Consider the following 19,716-nt stretch of genomic DNA (forward strand, 5'->3'; position numbering starts at 1 on the left):
CCTGTCCCACAGCACAGATTCCGCGGCGAGCGGTGTGGACGGCATGCCGGTCAGCGGACGGACGGGAGGCCCGTGGCGGCGCCGCCACGGGCCTCCCGTCCGGATCCGGGTCGGTCTCCTGACCGCCGCGTCGTCCTAGGCGCGGTGCCGACGCACGAGCCCCGGCAGTTCGGCCGGCTCGAACGACTCGGCCGTCGCCTCGAGTTCGTCGGCGGTCCACCACCGGGCCCCGAGGATGTCGACCCGCTCGTCGTCGGTCCACCCGGCGTCGGACAGTGTGAAGCCCGTGGTGCGCACCACGTAGAACTCGGAGTGGCCCCGATCGTGGTCGGCCTGGTCCCAGTCCACCGCGAAGTCCCACGACCAGACCGGCTCCCCCGGCTCGTCGATGACGATGCCGGTCTCCTCGCGGAGCTCCCGGATCGCCGCGTCCCGGTGGCTCTCCCCCGGGTCGACGCCGCCACCGGGCGTGATCCAACGGTGGAACCCGTCCGACGACGGCGCGTTGGTGTCCATCAGGAACACCCGGCCCGCCGGGTCGAGGAGCAGGATGCGTGAGGTTCGGCGGAGGCCGGGCGTCGCGGTCATCCGCAGACGCTAGCGGGTGAAGCCGCTGACGTCACCGACGAGCTTCGTGTGGTCCGCCGGGATCGGCTCGACGGCGGCCAGGGCGATCTCGGCGGCGAACTCGGAGACGCTGTAGAGCTTGCCGACCTCTTCGCGGCGCCCTTCGATGGCACCCGGGTTGAGCCGGTTGAGCAGCGTCGCGGTGATCGTGCCCTCGATCATGTCGCCGGAGACGACGACGAACTCGATGCCGGCGGCCTCGAGCTGCGGCACGAGCTCGCGCAGGGCGAGCTCGCCGGCGCGCTTGCTCTTCGCCACCGGGACGTACTCGTCCATCGTCTCGGCGGTCTCGATGAAGTGCGCCTGGTGGCTCGTGACGAACACGACGCGGGACCCTGCGGGCATGTGCGGCACCGCGGTCTGCAGCATGTCGACCTGTGCGTCGCGGTTCAGGCGCAGCGCGTAGTCCTCGCCGAGGCCGGACTCCATGCCGCCCGAGGCGTTCAGGACGAGCAGGTCGATGCCGCCCCACTCGCGGACGACCGTGTCGACGAGTCCCTGCACCGACTCGTGGTCGGTGAGGTCCGCGCCGACGGCGAGGGCCGATCCTCCGCCGGCGATGATCTTGTCGGCGATCTGCTCCGCACGCTTCGCCTTGTTGCGGTAGTTCACGACGACCTTGGCACCGGCCTCGGCCAGGTAGCCGACGGTGTCGGCACCGATGCCACGCGACGAGCCAGTGACGACGGCGCGCGTGTCGGCGAGGGATCCGGGGGCGAGGGGGTTGCTCACAGTCGTGTTCTCCTGGTGGGTTTCCGGCGGTCGGCCGCACCGAGCCTACCAACGGCCCGCACGGCTGTCAGACGCCCCTGATATGTTGAACGGAGTTGTACCGGCCGTCGCGACGCTGCGAGCCGCCGCGCGCGACCGAGGGAGGGAGATCGCGTGAACGGGATCGATTGGATCCAGAGCACAGTCTGGATCGGACTCGTACTGCTGCTGGGGGTGGTCGAGGTCTTCACGCTCGACTTCATCTTCATCATGCTCGCGGCCGGTGCCGCCGGCGGGCTCGTGGCCGCGCTGCTCGGCGCTCCGTGGTGGCTCTCCGCCGTCATCGCCGCCGTGCTGGCGCTCGTGCTGCTCGCGCTCGTGCGCCCCCGTCTGCTGCTCGCGCTCGGTCGCGGTGCGGACCCGCACCGCACGAACGTCGACGGCCTCATCGGACTCCCCGGCACCGTCGCCGTGGCCTTCACCGCGTCCGCTCCCGGCCAGGTGCGCCTGGCCAACGGCGAGACGTGGAGCGCCCGCATCGCCGCCGGTGCCACCGACCGCACACCGCCGCTCGGGACCCCCGTGGTCGTCGAGTCGATCGAGGGGTCGACAGCCGTCGTCCGCCTCGGAGAAAGGGCCACCTCGTGACCATCTCAGCCGGGACGATCGCTCTGCTCGTCCTCATCCTGGTCGTCGTCATCTTCGTGATCGTCGTCCTGTCCCGCGCGATCCGCATCGTGCCGCAGGCGACCGCGGGCATCGTCGAACGACTCGGCAAGTACCACAAGACCCTCAACCCCGGGTTGAACCTGCTGGTCCCCTTCATCGACCGGCTCCGCCCGCTGCTCGACATGCGTGAGCAGGTCGTCTCGTTCCCGCCGCAGCCGGTGATCACCGAGGACAACCTGGTCGTCTCGATCGACACCGTCGTGTACTTCCAGGTGACCGACGCCCGCGCCGCGACGTACGAGATCGCGAACTACCTCGGCGCCGTCGAGCAGCTCACCACCACCACGCTCCGCAACGTCGTCGGTGGCCTCAACCTCGAAGAGGCCCTGACGAGCCGCGACAACATCAACGGGCAGCTGCGCGTCGTCCTCGACGAGGCGACCGGCAAGTGGGGCATCCGCGTCGGTCGTGTCGAGCTCAAGGCGATCGAGCCGCCCGTGTCCATCCAGGACGCCATGGAGCAGCAGCTCCGTGCCGAGCGCAGCCGTCGTGCCGCGATCCTGCAGGCCGAAGGCACGAAGCAGTCGCAGATCCTCGAGGCCGAGGGCCAGCGGCAGGCCGCCATCCTCGCGGCCGAGGGTGACGCGAAGGCACAGGTCCTGCGCGCCGAGGGTGAGGCCCAGGCCATCGCGACCGTCTTCGAGGCGATCCACACCGGTGACCCCGACGAGAAGCTGCTGTCCTACCAGTACCTGCAGACCCTGCCGAAGATCGCCGAGGGCACCGCGAACAAGCTCTGGATGATCCCGAGCGAGTTCACCGAGGCGCTCTCCGGCATCGCGAAGGGCTTCAGCACCGGTCGGACCGGCGGCGGGTCCGCCGCGGGTGGTGCGGGTGGCTCCGACTTCCTGTCGCGCATCTCGAAGCTCGCGAACGAGAGCCTGGCGAACACCACGGCTGCAGCCAGCGCGGATGCCGCCATGCCGCGGGCCGACGCCACCGCGGCGGACATCGTGCCCGAGTCCGACCTCGACGCCCGGCTCGCCGAGTCGAACCGCAGCGTCGACGCGCACCTGGCGGCCGCCGACGACGCGACCGCCCAGCAGACCGACGTGACGCTCGACAAGCCCGCCGACGCCCCGGGCACCGCGGCCAGCTCGGCCGACGACGCCTCCGGTCACCGCACCAGCGACGGGTCCGGTCGCCGCTGACCCCGAGCACGAACGACGACGCCCGCCCCGGTCGAACCGGGGCGGGCGTCGTCGTGTGGTGTCGTCAGGCGCCGCGTCGGGCGCGGAGGAACTGCAACCGCTCTTCGAGGAGCTCCTCGAGTTCCTCGCGCGAACGCCGTTCGAGCAGCATGTCCCAGTGGGTGCGAGGTGCCTTGACGTCCTCTGCGGCGACCTCGACGGGGATGCCGTCGTCACCGAGCAGCCGGCCCTCACGGCCGGAGCGCGGCTCCGACCAGGTCTGCGGGACGTCCGCGTCGGCGGAGAAGACGATGTCGAACGTCTCCCCCGATTCCGTCTGGTAGACCGCGCGCTTGCGATCCGAGAGCTCGACGCCCTCTTCGCTCTGGAGGCTCTGACTCCCGAGCCGCATGCCGCGGAGACTCCGATCAGCCATGTGTGTGCTCCTCTCGCTCGTCTACCCCTCCACAACACTGTCCCACGCGGGGTCGTTCCCGACCCGGCGCATTCACAGTCCGTTCCCAGTGGGTGGGCGCGGGAGCGGCCCCGGCACCGATCGGTTCAGCGGCGGAGGCGACGACCCCACGGCGCGCAGGCGAGCAGGACGAGCAGGCCGCCGAGCGAGAGCAGCAGCGCGATCGATCCCGACGCGAGCGACGCCGGCGTCGTCGAGGTGCCGAGGGGCACGTCGGTGATCATCGACGTCGCGGTGTACGCGGGCACCCGGTCGATGGTGCGACCGGTCGGGTCGATGACCTGCGAGGCACCGACCGTCGAGATGTTGACGAGCGAGCGACCGGTCTCGACCGCGCGCATGCGGGCGATCTCGAGCTGCTGCAGGTTCTCGTCCGTCCCGGAGAAGTCCGCGTTGTTCGTCTGCGCGAAGATCACCTGCGCTCCCCCGCGCACCATGTCCGTGGCGAGCCCGTCGTCGACGACGTCGAAGCAGATCGCGATGCCCGCACGGACACCGGCGACGGACAGCACGTTCGGCTTCGTCCCCGGGGTGTAGTCACGCTGCAGCAGCCCGATCAGCGAGGGCGCGAGCTTCGAGAAGAACCACCGGTCGGGCACGTACTCGCCGAACGGCACCGGACGCTTCTTGTCGTAGGACGACTGCCAACCGTCGGCGGTCCACACGAACGAGGTGTTGTGCAGCACCCCCGAGGACGTCTGGGTGATCGCACCGGCGACGATCGGCGCACCGACGGAGTCGACCACCGAGTCGAGCGCCGACGCGATGACCCGCTCCCGCCGCGGGTCGTACTCGGCGGACGCCTCGGGCCAGACGACGACGTCGACGCCCCGGGCCTCGATGTCCGTGGCGGCCACCTGCGACGCCAGCACGTCGCCCGGCTCCGCGCGGTCGAAGTACCCGGCCGGCCCGTTCCCCTGCACGGCCTCGACCCGGATGGTGCCGTCGGTCGTCGCGGGCCAGGCCGGCACCGCGAGGACGGCCGTGACCAGCAGCCCGGCCGTGGCCACCCGCACCGGCACGCGCACCGGTGCCCCGGGCGTCCGCGGCACGACGAGGGCGAGCGACACCACGACGGCGACGCAGTACACCACGACGAAGCTCAACCCGAGGATCCCGACCCAGGCGGCGAGGTGCGTGAAGGGACCCTGCGACTGCGACAGTCCGACCCGACCCCACGCGAATCCGCCGTACGGCCAGCTCCCCGAGAACCACTCGCGTCCGGTCCACAGTGCGGCGACGACGGCCGGGAGGCCCCACACACGCCCGGCGGACGAGGTCACCACGCGGGCGACCCACCGGTACGCGAGGGCGATGGCCACGATGCCGAGGGCGAAGAACGCCGCCTCGAAGAGGGCCAGCGCGAGCCACGGGACGGGCCCCAGGTACCGCCCGGCCCACGAGATCGCGGGGACGAAGAACGCGGCGCCGGCGACGTACCCGAGCCAGGCGGCCCTGCGGGCACGCTGGCCCATCGCCGCGAGCAGCAGGCAGGCGAGCGCCGGGTAGGTGAGGAACCACCAGCCGGGCGACGGGAACGAGAGCGCGAAGAGCAGACCACCGATGACGGCGAGCGGCAGCGCCGAACCGAGCGGCAGCGCGGCGAACGGGCCGTCCGCGACCGCCCCGCGGCCGAGGCGAGCGCGCACCCCGCGCACACCGGTCTCCGGAACCCGCACCGTGCCTCCCGTCAGACCGCTGCGTACGCGACGATGCCTCGGCGCACCGCGTCGGTCGCACGTCGGGCGGTCTGGGCGAGGTCGTCGTCACCGGCGTTCCGGATCTGGTCGAGCAGGTCGATGACCTGCTTCGACCAGCGGACGAAGTCACCGGCGGGCAGGTCGAGGGTGCGCAGGACGTCGTCGAGGGCCGAGCCGGACGCCCAGCGGAACATGCCGACCGCCATCGCTGGGGTGGGCGGCTGCGAGCCCGCCAGGCGGGCGTCGCGCTCGATGTCGTCGAGGCGCGACCAGATCGTCAGGGTCTCGTCGAGTGCCGGACGGAAGGCACCACGCGGCAGGGCGTGCTCGGTACCGGGGGCGTCGTCACGACGGGGCTGGTAGATGATCGTGGCGGCCATCGCGGCGAGCTGCGCCGGCGTGAGGTCCTTCCAGACCCCGGCCTCGAGGCACTCGGCGACGAGCAGGTCGCGGTCACCGTAGATGCGCTGCAGACGGCGACCACCCGCGGCGACGGTGGCCTCACCGTTGCCGGCGTCGACCAGGTACCCGAGCTGCAGGAGCACGTCGGTAACCCGGTCGAACGTGGTCGCCACGGCACCGGTGCGGGACCGGATCTGCTGGACCAGCTTGTCGTTGACGCGCTTGAGCTTCCACCAACGCTCGGCCCACCGGGCGTGCGCCTCGCGGTCGGGGCAGGCGTGGCAGGGGTGCCGCTGCATCTTGCGGCGGACCTCGGTGATCGCGGCCTGCCGTTCCTGGCGCGCACCGTGCGAGGCCTCGCGCCCACCGGGCACGTTCGAGCGCTCGAGGTCGGAGAGCTGGCGTCGGAGCGCCGCGTACTCGGTGGAGTCGCCGAGGTGGCACTGCATCGCCTCGCGGTAGCCCTCGAGCGACTCCTGCTGTGAGCGCACCTTGCGGGCCAGGTCCACCACGGACCGGTCGGCCTGGAACTGCGCGAACGAGGTCTCGAGCACCTCGCGCGTGCGCTGCCGTCCGAACTGGTCGATCAGGTTAACGGCCATGTTGTAGGTCGGCTTGAACGAGGAGTTGAGGGGGTACGTGCGCCGGCTGGCGAGCGATGCGACGGCCTGCGGGTCGAGCCCGTCGGTCCACTGGATGACCGAGTGCCCCTCGACGTCGATGCCGCGGCGGCCGGCGCGACCGGTGAGCTGCGTGTACTCCCCCGGCGTGATCGGCACCCGGGCCTCGCCGTTGAACTTCTCGAGCTTCTCGAGCACGACCGTGCGGGCCGGCATGTTCACGCCGAGCGCCAGCGTCTCGGTCGCGAAGACGACCTTCAGCAGCTTGCGCTGGAAGAGGTTCTCCACGACCTCCTTGAACGCGGGCAGCATGCCCGCGTGGTGTGCGGCGACCCCACGTTCGAGCCCCTCGAGGAACTCCCAGTAGCCGAGGACGGCGAGGTCCTCGTCGGGCAGGGTGCGGCAGTGGTACTCCGCGGTCTCGCGGATCTCGTTGCGCTCCGGCAGCGTGGTGAGCGACAGCCCGGAGCGCAGGACGTTCCGGACGCCCTGGTCGCACCCGGCGCGGCTGAACACGAAGAAGATCGCGGGCAGCAGCATCCGCTCGTCGAGCATGTGCGCGATGCGTTCACGGTGGAGCTTCTCGGTCCGCGGACCACGGCGGTCGTGGTAGCCGCCACGACCCCGGCCGCCGCGGTGCCCGCCGCCGTGCCGCTCACTGCGCGAAGCACCGCCGACCAGCCGGAGCAGCTCCGGGTTCACCCGGTTCGTCGCCGCGGCGCCGCTCGAGTCGAACAGGTCGACCATCTTCGACCCCACGAGCACGTGCTGCTCGAGCGGGACCGGACGGTCCTCGGACACGATCACGTCCGTGTCCCCACGGACCGTCTGCAGCCAGTCGCCGAACTCCTCGGCGTTGGACACCGTCGCGCTGAGCGAGACGAGCCGGACCTCGGTCGGCAGGTGCAGGATCACCTCTTCCCACACCGCACCGCGGAACCGGTCGGCCAGGTAGTGGACCTCGTCGAGGACCACCCACGCCAGGTCGTCGAGCAGGTCGGAGTCCGCGTAGATCATGTTGCGGAGGACCTCGGTGGTCATCACCACGACGCGGGCCCGCGGGTTGACGTTCGTGTCACCGGTGAGCAGGCCGACCTCGGTCTCGCCGTACTCCTCGACGAGTTCGGCGTACTTCTGGTTGCTCAGCGCCTTCATCGGCGTCGTGTAGAACACCTTCGCCGTCGGCTGCCGCATCGCGAGCCAGATCGCGAACTCGGCGACGATGGTCTTGCCCGCACCGGTCGGCGCGGCCACCAGCACGCTCCGGCCCTGGTCGAGCGAGTCGCAGGCGGCGAACTGGAACGGGTCGAGGTCGAACCGCAGATCGGAGCGGAACAGCTCGAGGTTGCGGGACCGGTTGCGCACCTTCGCCGCCGCGAAGCGCTCGGCGGCGCTGAGCCCGGCGGCGGTCACAGGCCGTACTCCTCGTCGAGCTTGGCCTGCCGCTTCGCGAGCCGACGGTCGTGGATCCACGTGATGGCACAGGCGGCGAGGTAGAGCACCGTCATCGGGATCGCCAGCAGGAACATGGAGATGAGGTCGGCGCTCGGCGTGACGATCGCGCAGAACACCAGGATGCAGATGATCGCGATGCGCCACGACTTGAGGATGGCCTTCGCGCTGAGCACCCCGACGAAGTTGAGCAGGACGAGGAAGACCGGCAGCACGAACGCGATGCCGACCGCCACGATGAGCTTGATGACGAAGTCGTAGTAGGCCTTCGCGTCGACGATCGAGGTGTCCTGCGTCGACACGAAGCTGCCGAGGATGCTGACCACGTGCGGCAGGATGTACCACCCGAAGAAGCACCCGCCGAAGAACAGCGGGATCGCGGTGCCGAGGAAGCCCCACACGTACTGCTTCTCACGCCGGACCAGCGCCGGCACGATGAACGCCCAGATCTGGTACAGCCACACCGGGCTCGAGATGACGACACCGATCGTGATCGCGATCTGCAACCGCAGGTCGAACGCACCGGTGATCATCGGGAAGTTCAGCTCGGCCGTGTGCCCGCCGACCTCGGCCAGCTGGGTGACCGGAGCGCGCAGCGCGTCGAGGACGAACGGCGTGAGGAACCACCCACCGATCGCGGCGGCGACCACTGCGATGACGGCGCGGAGCAGCCGGTTGCGCAGCTCGATGAGGTGCTGCCCGAGCGACATGCGGCCTTCGGCGTCGGTCTGCTGGCGCCCCTGCCGCTTCGCTCGCCCGCGCGCGGTCGTCGAAGCCATGCGTCGATCTTACGGTGTCGGGACCGACAGTCCGGCGCGCTCGGTGGGAACGCACACGTGGCCCTCGGCGGGGCGGGGCGAGGCAGGTCGGCAGGAGCCGCTCCGGCACCGGGCCCGGGATTCCTTCCCATCGCACGTGGAGTGGGAAGCGGAATCGCGCGTGGTGAGCAGGAACTCGGGACCCTCTACGCGCGGGACTGCTTCCTAAGCGCGGAACGACCACCCCGCGGCGAGCTGCCCCGCGCCCGGCTGCATCTGTGTTCGCGACCACAAGTACCGCGCAGCCCAAGATTCCTTCCCATCGCACGCGCAGTAGGAAGCAGGATCGCGCGTGGTGAGCAGGAAATCGGGACCTCCGACGCGCGGAACTGCTTCCCACGCGCGGAACGACCACCCGCGGCGAGCAGCCCCGCGCCCGGCGGCACCTGTGTTCGAGACCACAAGTGCCGCGCAGCCCGACGATCCTTCCCATCGCACGCGCAGTAGGAAGCGGAATCGCGCGTGGTGAACAGGAACTCGGGACCTCCGACGCGCGAAACTGCTTCCCACGCGCGGAACGACCACCCGCGGCGAGCAGCCCCGCGCCCGGCGGCACCTGTGTTCGCGACCACAAGTGCCGCGCAGCCCGACGATCCTTCCCATCGCACGCGCAGTAGGAAGCGGAATCGCGCGTGGTGAGCAGGAACTCGGGACCTCCTACGCGCGAAACTGCTTCCTAAGCGCGGAACGACCTCCAACGCGCGAAACAGCCCCGAGAAGCCAAAGCCCCAGAACCTCAGCCCCAGCCCCAGCTTCCGGCGACGTCCCGGGCCGCCGAACCTCAGCCCGCGTCGAGCGCCGCGGCCGCGAAGTCGCGCACGGCGGCGCGGGCGGCCGGCGGGTCGAGGACCACCGCACGGCCGGGCAGCCCCGCCACGAGCCGGACCACCCCGTCGAAGCCATGCGACGCGGCGAGGCGGATGCGGACCCGGCCGTCGGCGTCGGGGGCGTCCGCCGTGTCGGCGAGGAAGTCCGCCACCAGGGGCAGCGAGGACGAGTCGAGCTCGACCGTCACGATGACGTCCTCGGCGGACTGCTGGAAGAGCGTGTCCGGCATGACGACCTGGTCGACGGTCTTCTCCACCGCGCGGTCGTCGACCTGGACGGCGGACATCCGGTCGAGGCGGAAGGTGCGGAGCGCCTGGCGGTCGAGGTCCCACGCGCGGAGGTACCAGTCGGTGTCGATGGACTCGACCCGGAGCGGGTCCACGCGTCGGGTGCCACCGCGGGAGCGCGGTCCGACGTACTCGAACGAGAGCCCCTTGCCGTCGGCCATGGCCCGTCGGATGGTGGCGAGGGCGACGTCGTGCAGGTCCTGGCCGACGGCGACGGTCGACGTGGCACCGCCGGCACCGCGGGACAGCTTGGCCATCAGGGCGCGGATGGCGTCGCGGTCGGCGGCCTCGGGGAGGGCGGAGAGGTACTGCAGGCCGGCGATGAGGGCGGAGGCCTCACGGGCGGAGAGCCGCGGCGAGTCGTCGATCGCGACGAGGTTCGTCAGCACGATCATGTCGTTCTGGTCGAAGTCGTCCCAGGCGATGTCGAACAGGTCGCCGTGCTGGTACTGCATCGTCTCGCCGGGCACGCCGGACACCGCGATGAGCTCGACCGCACGGCGGATGCGGGACTCGGGCACCCCGAAGTGGCGGGCGGCCTCGGCGACGGAGACGCGCTCGCGGTCGATCAGGTACGGCACGAGGGACAGCAGGAACGCGAGCTTGTCCTGCGCCTGCAGGGGCTGGGCGTCAGCCACGGGCGGGCTCCTCTCCGGCGTCGGGGGTCGCGTGGTCGTCGACGAGGGCGCGGAGCCGGTCGAGCACGCGTGCGCGCAGGTCGTCGGGTTCGAGCACACGGACCTCGGGCCCGAAGGCCGCGAGCTCCTCGGCGAGGATCTGCGGGTCGACGTGGTGGAGCACGAGCGAGCCGTCCGCGTCGGTCTCCGTGTCCCGTCGTCGGGTGAGGCGGCGTTCCGCATCCGACCCGGGGGTCACCGCGATCCGCGCCGTGCGCGTCGCCCAGATGCGCTCGAGCCCGGCGAGGGTGCGCTCCGCCGCGCCGGCCGGGGCGGTGTGTTGCCCGACGGCGTACTGCGAGACGGGCCCGACGATCCGCGAGAGCAGGTAGTTCTTGTCCGAGTCGGTCGCGAACTCGTGGGCCGCGAGCATCCAGCGGCCGCCGTGCTGCACGAGGGCGAGCGGGGCGACGTCGCGCCGACGTGCGGCGTGCTGGCCGGGCGTGATGTAGTCGAAGCGGACGGCCGCGGCGCGGTCGAGTGCGGAGCGCAGCGGTTCGAACGCGGCGTCGCGGGCGCGGAGCCGGGGCGCGTAGGCATCGACGCCGAGCTGCAGTGCGCCGTCGTCGTCCTCGGCACCGGCCGACCGCACCTTGAGCAGCCCGCGCCGCGAGTCGGCGGAGAGTGCGCCCTCGCGCCACGCCATCGCCGCGAGCGACAACAGTGCCGACTCGTCGGGGGTGAAGCGGACGTCGACGGGCAGGTCGTACTCGCCCTTCGGGATCCGGTAGCGCAGCGTCTGGTTGTTGCCCGCCGCGCCGGGGGTCTCGATCGTCTCGAGCGGGATGCCGAGCTCACGGACGTCGTCCTTGTCGCGCTCGAACTGGCGCTCCAGCGACGCGTTGTCCCCGCCGGCGGTGAAGCGCTGCCGGTAGCCCTGCACGTTCGCCAGGATCTCGCCCTTGGTCAGCCCCGACTCCGTCGAGAGCAGCGCGAGCACGAGGCTGAACAGCCGCTCCTCGGCGGGCACACGGGGCACACGGGTCGCTGGCACGAGCCGATCCTACGGCAGCGCGGGTGCACCGGAGTGCACCCGCGCCGCGGTCGGTGGACGGTGTGTGCGGGTCAGTTCGACAGCGATCCGAGCAGGTCGATGACGTACACGTCGACGGCGCCCTGCTCGTGCACGACGGCCAGGACCTGGTCGCCGACACGGTGGCCGACGAGGGCCTTCCGGACGCCCTCGGGGTTGAGCTGGCCCTTGGCGAGCGAGACGACCTGGGCACCCGCGCCGCCGGTCCAGCTCGAGCCGGTGGCGTCGGCACCGACGGTCCACGGGACGACCAGGGCCTTGATCACCGCGTTGTCCTGCTCGGTGAGCACCTTGCCCGAGCCCTTGCGCAGCAGGTGGACCTCGTCCGAGGTCGGGGCGTCCCACGACGGGATCGTCACTCCGGGGGCGCCCGAGGGGGCGAGGACGACGGCCGGCATGCGGTCGCCGGCGAGCTGCGGGGTGCCGGTCGCACGGGCGTCGAAGGCGCGCTGCACGTCGATGACGGCGATCGCGGCGGACTCCGCCTTGCCGGTCGACGCCGCCGGGGCACCGTTCGCCGGGTTGTTCACCGCGCTCTTCGGCAGCGCGACGGCGAGCCGGTCACCGACGTGCGCGCACTCGACGGCCTCGCCGAGCGCGCCGTAGGTGCTCGCACCCGCGGTGATCGGGGCCACCTGGTTCGTGTAGCCGCTCGTCGAGGCGACCTCGCCGTTCTTGCCGTCGAGGATCGTGTACGCGATCTGCACCGGGGTGCCCTCGTCGACCTGGCGGCCGTCGCCGTGGCGGAGGACGGACACCTGCGTGCCCTTCGTGGTGAGGCCGTTCGGGATCGACACCTTCGGCTCCTTGCCGAACGCGCCCGTCGCCGTCACGGCGGCGGAGGCGTCGCCGGGAGCGGCGCAGTTCGAGGGGGTGGTGCCGGCGCCGTTCGAGGCGCACGCCGTCAGCGACACCGCGAGACCGATGGTGACCAGGAGTGCGGGGATGGTGCGCACGGACCCTCTTTCCGTTCGATGCAGGACGGGCACGCCGTCAGCCTACCGTTCGTCCTCGTCGGCTCCGGACGAGACCGCAACGGACGAGCCCGCACCGGGCGAGACCGGACCGGACGAGACCGCACCGGACGAGACCGCACCGGCGGGCGCCGCACCCGAGGCCGCCTCGGCCGCCGCCACCTTCCGCGCCTGCGCTGCCGACTGCCGAGCCACCTTGCGGAGCTTCTTGTCGCTCGTCGCCCGCTCGCCCACGGCACCGGGGGTCCAGGCCTCGACGTCCTCGTCCGAGAACTCGGCCTTGCCCGCGCGGCGCTTCAGGTTCGGCAGCACGGTGCCGTCCGCCAGGCGACGCGCCGTGACGAGGAAGCCGGTGTGCCCGACCATCCGGTGGTCCGGCCGGACCGCGAGGCCCTCGACGTGCCAGGTGCGCACCAGGGTCTCGCTCGGCATCGGGTCGGTGAAGCGGCCGGTGTCGCGCAGGGCCTCGGCCGTGCGCGACAGCTGGGTGACGGTCGCGACGTAGCAGACGATGAGGCCACCGGGCACGAGGGCGTCCGCAGCGGCGTCGACGCACTCCCACGGCGCGAGCATGTCGAGCACGACGCGGTCGACGCTCTGCTCCTCGACGGCGTCGGGCAGCTCCTCGACGAGGTCGCCGACGGTCACCGACCAGTTGTCCGGCACGGCACCCAGGAAGGTGCCGACGTTGCCCTTCGCGATCGCTGCGAACTCCTCGCGGCGCTCGAACGACTGCAGCCGACCGGTCGGGCCGATCGCCCGGAGCAGGAACAACGACAGGGCGCCGGAACCGACACCGGCCTCGACCACGCGGGCGCCGGGGAAGACGTCCGCGAAGGCCACGATCTGCGCTGCGTCCTTCGGGTAGACGATCGCGGCGCCGCGCGGCATCGACATGACGTAGTCGTTGAGCAGCGGCCGCAGCGCCAGGTACTCGTCGCCGGTGCTCGCCCGGATGACGGAGCCGTCGGGCTGCCCGATGACGTCGTCGTGCCGGAGCACGCCGCGGTGCGTGTGGTACTCCCCCGCGGTCTCGAGCGACAGCGTCGTGAGCTTGCCCTTCGGACCGGTCAGCTGGACGCGGTCGCCGGCGCGGAACGGGCCGCGCGGCGGGGTGTGCGGGGCGCCGCCCGCGGTGTGCGGGAGCGCTGCGGTCGGGTCGGTGGCCGGACGGGAGGCTCGGCTCGCGTCCGCCTCGTCGCGTGCGTCGTCGGCGTGGCTCATCGGGCGACCTCCTCGGTGTCCGCAGCGTGCGCCGGGTCCGGCACCGCGCCTCCCGGGATCCCGCCCCGTGCGGTCAGGGCCGGCGTCGTCAACTCGACCAGACGGTCGACGTCGACCCCGGCCAATGTGGTGAGGTGCACGTCGCCGCCGCCGATCTCGGACAGCGGGACGATGTGCTCGACGGCCACCGTGACGGCGCCGGAGGCGACGGCCGAGGCGACGCCGGTGGCGGAGTCCTCGATCGCGACGCACGCGGTCGGCTCGACGCCGAGCTGCGCGGCGGCGGACAGGTAGGCGTCCGGGTGGGGCTTCGGGCGGTCGACGTCGTCGCCAGCGACCACGACCCGGAAGCCGCGCTCGCCCAGGGCCTCTGCCGTGACGAGGGCCATCTTGCGGCGGGACATCGTGACGAGCGCGGTGGGGATGCCGCGGGCGTGCAGCTCCTCGACGAGTTCACGGGCACCCGGGCGCCACGGCAGCTCGCCGTCGCGCAGGCGCTCCATCACGTAGTCGGTCATCCACTCGACGATCTCCTCGACCTCCATGTCGACGCCCTTGTCGCGCAGGATCTCGCCGGAGCGTTCGAGACCGCTGCCGACCAGTGCGAGGCCCTCGGCGTGGGTCCACTCGACGCCGTAGCGCCCGGTGAGCTCGACCTGGGACCGCTGCCAGATCGGCTCGGTGTCGACGATCGTGCCGTCCATGTCCCACAGGACGGCTGCGGGCAGGACGGGGGCAGGAGGATGCTCAGTCACGGGCGACGAGTCTACCGGGGGCGTTCCGCTGGGCGCGGACGCGAACGGCCGGGCGGGACGCCTGGGCCTACAGTGGATGCCTGAATCGTGTCCGGCCGGGAGCGCCCGTCGCCCCGCCCCGCTCCGCGCCACCACCAGGAGGTCCGCTCCGTGCCACAGCACTCTCCCTTCAGCGACGGTCGGCTGCTCGTCGTCGCCTTCGAGGGCTGGAACGACGCCGGCGAGGCCGCGAGCGGACTCGCCCGACGCATCGTCGAGTCGCTCGAGCTCGACGAGCTGCGTGAACTCGACGGCGAGCGGTACGTCGACTACCAGTTCAACCGGCCGACCGTCGGTCCCGACGAGAACGGCGACCGCGGCGTCCAGTGGCCGCGCATCGTGCTGCACGGCCCCGGCGCCGAGGGCCGCCCCGTGATCGGTGCGACCGGCTCCCCCACCGACCGCGACGTCTTCGTGCTCGTCGGCCCGGAGCCCTCGCGCACCTGGCGCGGCTTCTGCGCCGAGATCATCGACCTGGCCGACGTGTACTCGATCGACGCCGTGGTCTTCGTCGGCGCGATGCTCGCCGACGTCCCGCACACCCGCCCGATCTCGGTGTTCGTGTCGAGCGAGGACGCCGGCGTCCGCGCCGCCTTCGACGTCGACCGCTCGTCGTACGAGGGCCCGACCGGCATCCTCGGGGTCCTCGCCGACGCGATGGACAAGGCCGGGCTCACCACCCTGTCCCTCTGGGCGTCGGTGCCGCACTACGTACACAACTCCCCCTCGCCCAAGGCGACGCTCTCGCTGCTCGACAAGATCGAGGAGCTCACCGACGTCACCGTGCCGCGCGGGTCCCTGCTCGACGACGCGACGGAGTGGGAGGAGGGCATCGACGCCCTCGCCGCCGACGACGAGGACATGGCGTCCTACATCGGGCAGCTCGAGCAGGCGCGGGACACCGTCGACTCGCCCGAGGCCTCCGGCGACGCCATCGCGCAGGAGTTCGAGCAGTACCTCCGTCGGCGCGAGCGCAAGGACGGCAAGGACGGCGGCACCGCCGGCGGCGAGGGCCCCTGGCGCCCGCCGCAGCCCCCGCAGTAGGGCGAGGGGCAGCTGCCGGGTGCGCTGAGGTCGCACTTCGGCCCACGTCCGGCCGCGTCATCCGGGCCGAAGTGCGATCTCACCGGTGCCGGCGGCGCGCCGTCCGGTGCTGGCGATTGCCGAGGTCGCACGAACTGCCGCGTGCAGCGCCGGCGGGCGGCACCTTGCGCGACCTCGGTGGCACGCGTGCGGCGCGTCGTGCCCACTCGGCGGGCGGGACGTGCCCGGCGGTGCGACCCGGGCCTCCCGCCCGGAGCTCGCTCGGCGCGCGGGCGCCGGCGGGCGCCGAGGTCGCACGAACTGTCGCGTGCGGCACCTCCACGCGCGCCGGCATGCGCCGAGGTGGCACGTACTGTCGCGTGCGGCGCTGGCGGGCGACACTTCGCGCGATCTCGGCGATACGCACGCGGCGCGTCGTGACCACTCGGCGGACGGGAGGCGCCCGACGGGGAGGCGACACGGGCCTCCCGTCCGACGCTCGGCGCGCACTGACTCGCGCACCGGCTCCGTGCACGGCGCCTCCACGCACGCTGGCGACCGCCGAGGTCGCACGAACTGTCGCGTGCGGCGCCGGCGGGCGACACCTTGCGCGACCTCGGCGACCTGCACGCGGCGCGTCGAGACCACTCGGCGGGAACGAGCCGGACGGACCGACGGAGCTGGACACCTGGCGGACGAGACGCGCGCGGCGGAGCCGCCCCGGGCCTCCCGTCCGTCCGACCGTCAGCCCAGGCGGATGCCGAGCAGGGCGTCGACCAGGTCGACGAGCTCGGGCGTGACCGCGGTGCCGCCCGCGATCGCGGTGTCGACCGCGGCGACGGCACCCGGGGTGTCGAGGTCGTCGGAGACACGAGCGCGGATGCGGGCCGCCACGTCGGCGGCGTCGTCGGCGTGTCCCGCGGCCGAGCCGGAGGCCCAGGCGTCCCAGCCCGCGAGCCGCGTGGTGGCGCTCGTGAGCTCGGTGTCGAACCACTCCCAGTCGTCGGAGTACTTGTGCGAGAGCAGTGCGAGGCGGATGGCCCGGGGGTCCGCGCCGTCGTCGAGCAGCCCGCGCACGGTGACGAGGTTGCCGAGCGACTTCGAGATCTTCGTGCCCTGGTAGGCGATCATGCCGGTGTGCACGTAGGCGTGCGCGAGGGGCTGGTGTGCGAGCGCGGCGGCGTGCCCGGCGCTCATCTCGTGGTGCGGGAAGACGAGGTCGCTGCCGCCGCCCTGCACGCTGATCGGCAGGCCGAGGCGGTCGCCGGCGATGACGCTGCACTCGATGTGCCAGCCGGGGCGTCCGGGGCCGATCTCGGTGTCCCAGGACGGTTCGCCCTCGCGCGCGGCGCGCCAGAGCAGTGGGTCGAGCGGGTCCCGCTTGCCGGGGCGTTCCGGGTCACCGCCGCGCTCGGCAGCGAGCGTCAGCATGGTGTCGCGGTCGAGACCGCTCTCGTCGCCGAGCTTCCACGACTCGGTCGGGCGCGTCACGTCGAAGTACAGGTCGTCGCCCTCGGCGCCGTCGGTCGGCACCTCGTAGGCGTAGCCGGTCTCCTGCAGGAACGAGACGGCCTCGGCGACGCGGTCGACCTGGTCGGTCACGGCCACGAAGTCGTCGGGCGGCAGGATCCGGAGCGACTCCATGTCGCGACGGAACAGGTCGATCTGCGAGGCGGCGAGCTCGCGCCAGTCGACACCGTCGCGGGCGGCGCGCTCGAGCAGGGGGTCGTCGACGTCCGTGACGTTCTGCGCGTACTCGACGTCGAGCCCCGCGTCACGCCAGGCCCGGCCGAGCGTGTCGAACGCCAGGTACGTCGCCGCGTGCCCGAGGTGGGTCGCGTCGTAGGGGGTGATGCCGCACACGTAGAGCGCGGCGCGGTCCTCGCCACGGCTCGGGTCGACCGGCTTGCCGGTCGCCGTGTCGTGCACGACGGGTCGCGGCGCCGCACCGGCGACGTCGGGAAGGGACGGGGCCTGCCAGGCCCTCACGGCTGGATCACTCCGAGCGACAACAACACGATCAGAACGATACCCAGTGCGATCCGGTAGACCACGAAGGGCATGAAGCTCCGCTTGCTGATGTAGTTCATGAACGCCGCGATGACGACGAAGCCGACGAGGAACGCCACCACCGTCGCGATGAGCGTGTCGGCGATGCCGAACGGCGCGCCGGTGTCGCCGAGGCTCGTCGCGGCCTCGTACAGGCCGGACAGGAACACGGCGGGCACGGCGAGCAGGAACGCGAACCGGGCGGCTGCCGGCCGGGTGTAGCCGAGGGCGAGGCCCATCGACACGGTGGCGCCGGACCGCGAGACGCCTGGGACGAGCGCGAGCACCTGCGCCAGGCCGATGAGCACGCCGCCGCCGAACGTCATGTGCTCGATGCGGCGTTCCTTGCGGCCGACGCGGTCGAGCACACCGAGCACGACCCCGAAGACGATGAGCACGATCGCGACGATCCAGAGCGACCGGAAGGTGGTCTCGATGGAGTCCTTGAGCAGCAGCCCGGCGATGCCGATCGGGATGGTGCCGATGATGACCAGCCAGCCGAGCCGGACGTCCGGGTCGCCCTGCGGCACGTCCCGTCGGAACACCGAGCGGAACCACCGCCCGATGATCCGGGTGATGTCCTTCCAGAAGTAGATGAGCACCGCGGTCTCGGTGCCGAGCTGCGTCACCGCGGTGAAGGCCGCTCCGGGGTCCTTCGCGTCGGGCAGGAACAGCCCGACGATGCGCAGGTGTGCGCTGGACGAGACCGGCAGGAACTCGGTCAGCCCCTGGACGAAGCCGAGGAAGATCGCCTCGAGGATGTGCATCGCACGGACCTTTCGGGGTGCAGTGGATCAGGACACCGCCCGCAGGCGACCATGCAAGATATCAGTACGTGGCGAAGAGGTCGCCGAGGACGCGCCGCCCGAACGCGAGCGCATCGAGCGGCACCCGCTCGTCGACGCCGTGGAACATCGCCGGGAAGTCGACGCCGGCGGGCAGCTGCAGCGGGACGAAGCCGTAGCCCGCGATGCCGAGGTTCGACAGCGCCTTGTTGTCCGTGCCGCCGGACAGCAGGTACGGCAGCACCGGCGCCCCGGGGTCGTGCCGACCGAGGACGTCGCGGACGGCGTCGACCAGGGGCCCGCCGAAGTCCTGCTCGAGGCCGACGTCGCGGAACGAGGTGACGACCTCGACCTCGTCGCCGGCGAGTTCGCGGACGCGCGCGAGCACGGTGTCCTCGTCGCCGGGCAGGCAACGGATGTCCACCAGGGCCTCGGCGGTGTCCGGGATGACGTTGTGCTTGTACCCGGCGGTGAGCACCGTCGGGTTCGACGTGGTGTGCAGTGCCGCGTGGATGAACCGCGAGGCGGAGCCGGTGGCCAGGGCGACCTCGTCCGGGCCGGTCACCGCCGGGTCGACGCCGAGGAACCGGGCGACCTCGGCGACCATGGCGTCGGTCGTGGCGGAGAGGCGGACCGGCCACTCCTCGCTGCCGATGCGGGCGACCGCGGCGGCGAGCTTCGTGACGGCGTTGTCGCGGATGACGTGCGAACCGTGCGCCGCCGTGCCGCGCGCGACGAGCTTCACCCACATGAGCGCCTTCTCGCCGGTCTGCAGCAGGTACGCCCGCCGGTCGCCGAGGGTGATCGAGTAGCCGCCGACCTCGCTGATCGCGGCGGTCGCGCCGGCGAAGACCTCGGGGTGGTGCTCGACGACGTGGTGCGAGCCGAGGACTCCCCCGGCTTCCTCGTCGGCGAAGTAGGCGATCACCAGGTCGCGCTCGGGCGCCCCCTGCTGCTGGATGACGTCCGCCAGGGACGTGAGCATCATCGCGTCCATGTTCTTCATGTCCACGGCGCCGCGGCCCCACAGCGAACCGTCCCGCACGACGCCGCCGAACGGGTCGACCGTCCAGTTGGCGGGGTCCGCCGGCACGACGTCGAGGTGGCCGTGCACGACGAGCGCCGGCTTGTCGCGGTCGCGGCCGGGCACCCGCGCCACGACGCTGACGCGGTCCGGCTCGGACTCGAACAGCTGCGGTTCGAGCCCCAGGCGACGCAGTTCGGCCTCGACGTAGTGCGCCGCCTCGGTCTCGCCGCGGGACTTGCCCTCGCCCCAGTTCGTCGTGTCGATGCGGATGAGGTCGCGGGCGATCGCCGCCGTCGCCTCGAGCTCGGGCACGGTCGGCTCCGGGTTCGTCATGGCTCCACGCTATCGGGC

General features: G+C 72.1%; 17 protein-coding genes. 3 read left to right on the top strand and 14 right to left on the bottom strand.

Annotated elements, in window-relative coordinates:
- Positions 1-135: 135 nt before the first annotated feature.
- A complete protein-coding gene (locus tag DEI99_RS09025; RefSeq protein WP_111040905.1) occupies positions 136-588 on the bottom strand; it encodes an NUDIX hydrolase in 453 nt (150 codons plus the stop codon).
- Between the two features lie 9 nt (positions 589-597).
- Positions 598-1,359 carry an SDR family oxidoreductase gene (locus DEI99_RS09030; RefSeq protein WP_111040906.1) on the bottom strand — a complete coding sequence of 254 codons (762 nt, stop codon included), beginning with the start codon at positions 1,357-1,359 and terminating at the stop codon, positions 598-600.
- A 153-nt stretch (positions 1,360-1,512) separates the two neighbouring features.
- On the opposite strand from DEI99_RS09030, the gene DEI99_RS09035 reads away from it, so the two are divergent.
- Positions 1,513-1,986 (top strand): NfeD family protein, encoded by a 474-nt coding sequence (locus DEI99_RS09035; protein WP_258369238.1) that lies wholly within the window; start codon positions 1,513-1,515, stop codon positions 1,984-1,986.
- Complete coding sequence (locus DEI99_RS09040) at positions 1,983-3,218, top strand: SPFH domain-containing protein (RefSeq protein ID WP_111040907.1); 1,236 nt, start codon at positions 1,983-1,985, stop codon at positions 3,216-3,218. Before DEI99_RS09035 ends, DEI99_RS09040 begins: the two co-directional genes overlap by 4 nt.
- 64 nt (positions 3,219-3,282) lie before the next feature.
- Here DEI99_RS09040 and DEI99_RS09045 read toward each other — a convergent pair whose 3' ends face one another.
- The 9 genes from DEI99_RS09045 to DEI99_RS09085 all read right to left on the bottom strand — a co-directional run bounded on the left by DEI99_RS09045 (position 3,283) and on the right by DEI99_RS09085 (position 14,442).
- Complete coding sequence (locus DEI99_RS09045) at positions 3,283-3,633, bottom strand: RNA polymerase-binding protein RbpA (RefSeq protein ID WP_071297044.1); 351 nt, start codon at positions 3,631-3,633, stop codon at positions 3,283-3,285.
- A 125-nt stretch (positions 3,634-3,758) separates the two neighbouring features.
- On the bottom strand, positions 3,759-5,351 hold the full coding sequence (gene lnt, locus DEI99_RS09050) for an apolipoprotein N-acyltransferase (protein ID WP_258369239.1): 1,593 nt from the start codon (positions 5,349-5,351) through the stop codon (positions 3,759-3,761).
- A gap of 11 nt (positions 5,352-5,362) precedes the next feature.
- Positions 5,363-7,807, bottom strand: coding sequence for a DEAD/DEAH box helicase (locus DEI99_RS09055; protein ID WP_111040909.1), 2,445 nt, complete (start codon positions 7,805-7,807; stop codon positions 5,363-5,365).
- The gene (gene tatC, locus DEI99_RS09060) at positions 7,804-8,556 is read right to left on the bottom strand and encodes a twin-arginine translocase subunit TatC (RefSeq protein ID WP_111040936.1); all 753 of its coding nucleotides are present in this window, start codon (positions 8,554-8,556) and stop codon (positions 7,804-7,806) included. The genes DEI99_RS09055 and tatC overlap by 4 nt, the downstream gene beginning before the upstream one ends.
- Positions 8,557-9,445: 889 nt before the next feature.
- Positions 9,446-10,417 carry a helix-turn-helix transcriptional regulator gene (locus tag DEI99_RS09065; protein WP_111040910.1) on the bottom strand — a complete coding sequence of 324 codons (972 nt, stop codon included), beginning with the start codon at positions 10,415-10,417 and terminating at the stop codon, positions 9,446-9,448.
- Entirely contained in the window at positions 10,410-11,450 is a 1,041-nt protein-coding gene (locus DEI99_RS09070) for a helix-turn-helix transcriptional regulator (protein ID WP_071297040.1), read from the bottom strand. The genes DEI99_RS09065 and DEI99_RS09070 overlap by 8 nt, the downstream gene beginning before the upstream one ends.
- 71 nt (positions 11,451-11,521) lie before the next feature.
- Positions 11,522-12,445 carry a hypothetical protein gene (locus DEI99_RS09075; RefSeq protein WP_111040911.1) on the bottom strand — a complete coding sequence of 308 codons (924 nt, stop codon included), beginning with the start codon at positions 12,443-12,445 and terminating at the stop codon, positions 11,522-11,524.
- 42 nt (positions 12,446-12,487) lie between these two features.
- Entirely contained in the window at positions 12,488-13,687 is a 1,200-nt protein-coding gene (locus DEI99_RS09080; RefSeq protein ID WP_111040912.1) for a tRNA (adenine-N1)-methyltransferase, read from the bottom strand.
- Positions 13,684-14,442 carry an HAD family hydrolase gene (locus tag DEI99_RS09085; protein WP_258369240.1) on the bottom strand — a complete coding sequence of 253 codons (759 nt, stop codon included), beginning with the start codon at positions 14,440-14,442 and terminating at the stop codon, positions 13,684-13,686. Before DEI99_RS09085 ends, DEI99_RS09080 begins: the two co-directional genes overlap by 4 nt.
- Before the next feature lie 150 nt (positions 14,443-14,592).
- On the opposite strand from DEI99_RS09085, the gene DEI99_RS09090 reads away from it, so the two are divergent.
- Positions 14,593-15,525 carry a proteasome assembly chaperone family protein gene (locus DEI99_RS09090; protein ID WP_111040914.1) on the top strand — a complete coding sequence of 311 codons (933 nt, stop codon included), beginning with the start codon at positions 14,593-14,595 and terminating at the stop codon, positions 15,523-15,525.
- 723 nt (positions 15,526-16,248) lie between these two features.
- Here the strand turns inward: DEI99_RS09090 and mshC are convergent.
- The 3 genes from mshC to DEI99_RS09105 form a co-directional block, all read right to left on the bottom strand.
- Positions 16,249-17,493: a cysteine--1-D-myo-inosityl 2-amino-2-deoxy-alpha-D-glucopyranoside ligase gene (gene mshC, locus DEI99_RS09095; RefSeq protein ID WP_111040915.1), complete on the bottom strand. Its 1,245-nt coding sequence runs from the start codon at positions 17,491-17,493 to the stop codon at positions 16,249-16,251.
- The gene (locus tag DEI99_RS09100) at positions 17,490-18,320 is read right to left on the bottom strand and encodes an undecaprenyl-diphosphate phosphatase (protein WP_111040916.1); all 831 of its coding nucleotides are present in this window, start codon (positions 18,318-18,320) and stop codon (positions 17,490-17,492) included. Before DEI99_RS09100 ends, mshC begins: the two co-directional genes overlap by 4 nt.
- 61 nt (positions 18,321-18,381) lie before the next feature.
- The gene (locus DEI99_RS09105; RefSeq protein ID WP_111040917.1) at positions 18,382-19,698 is read right to left on the bottom strand and encodes a M20/M25/M40 family metallo-hydrolase; all 1,317 of its coding nucleotides are present in this window, start codon (positions 19,696-19,698) and stop codon (positions 18,382-18,384) included.
- Between the last annotated feature and the right edge of the window lie 18 nt (positions 19,699-19,716).

Source organism: Curtobacterium sp. MCLR17_036 (assembly GCF_003234445.2).
Classification (GTDB): Bacteria; Actinomycetota; Actinomycetes; order Actinomycetales; family Microbacteriaceae; genus Curtobacterium.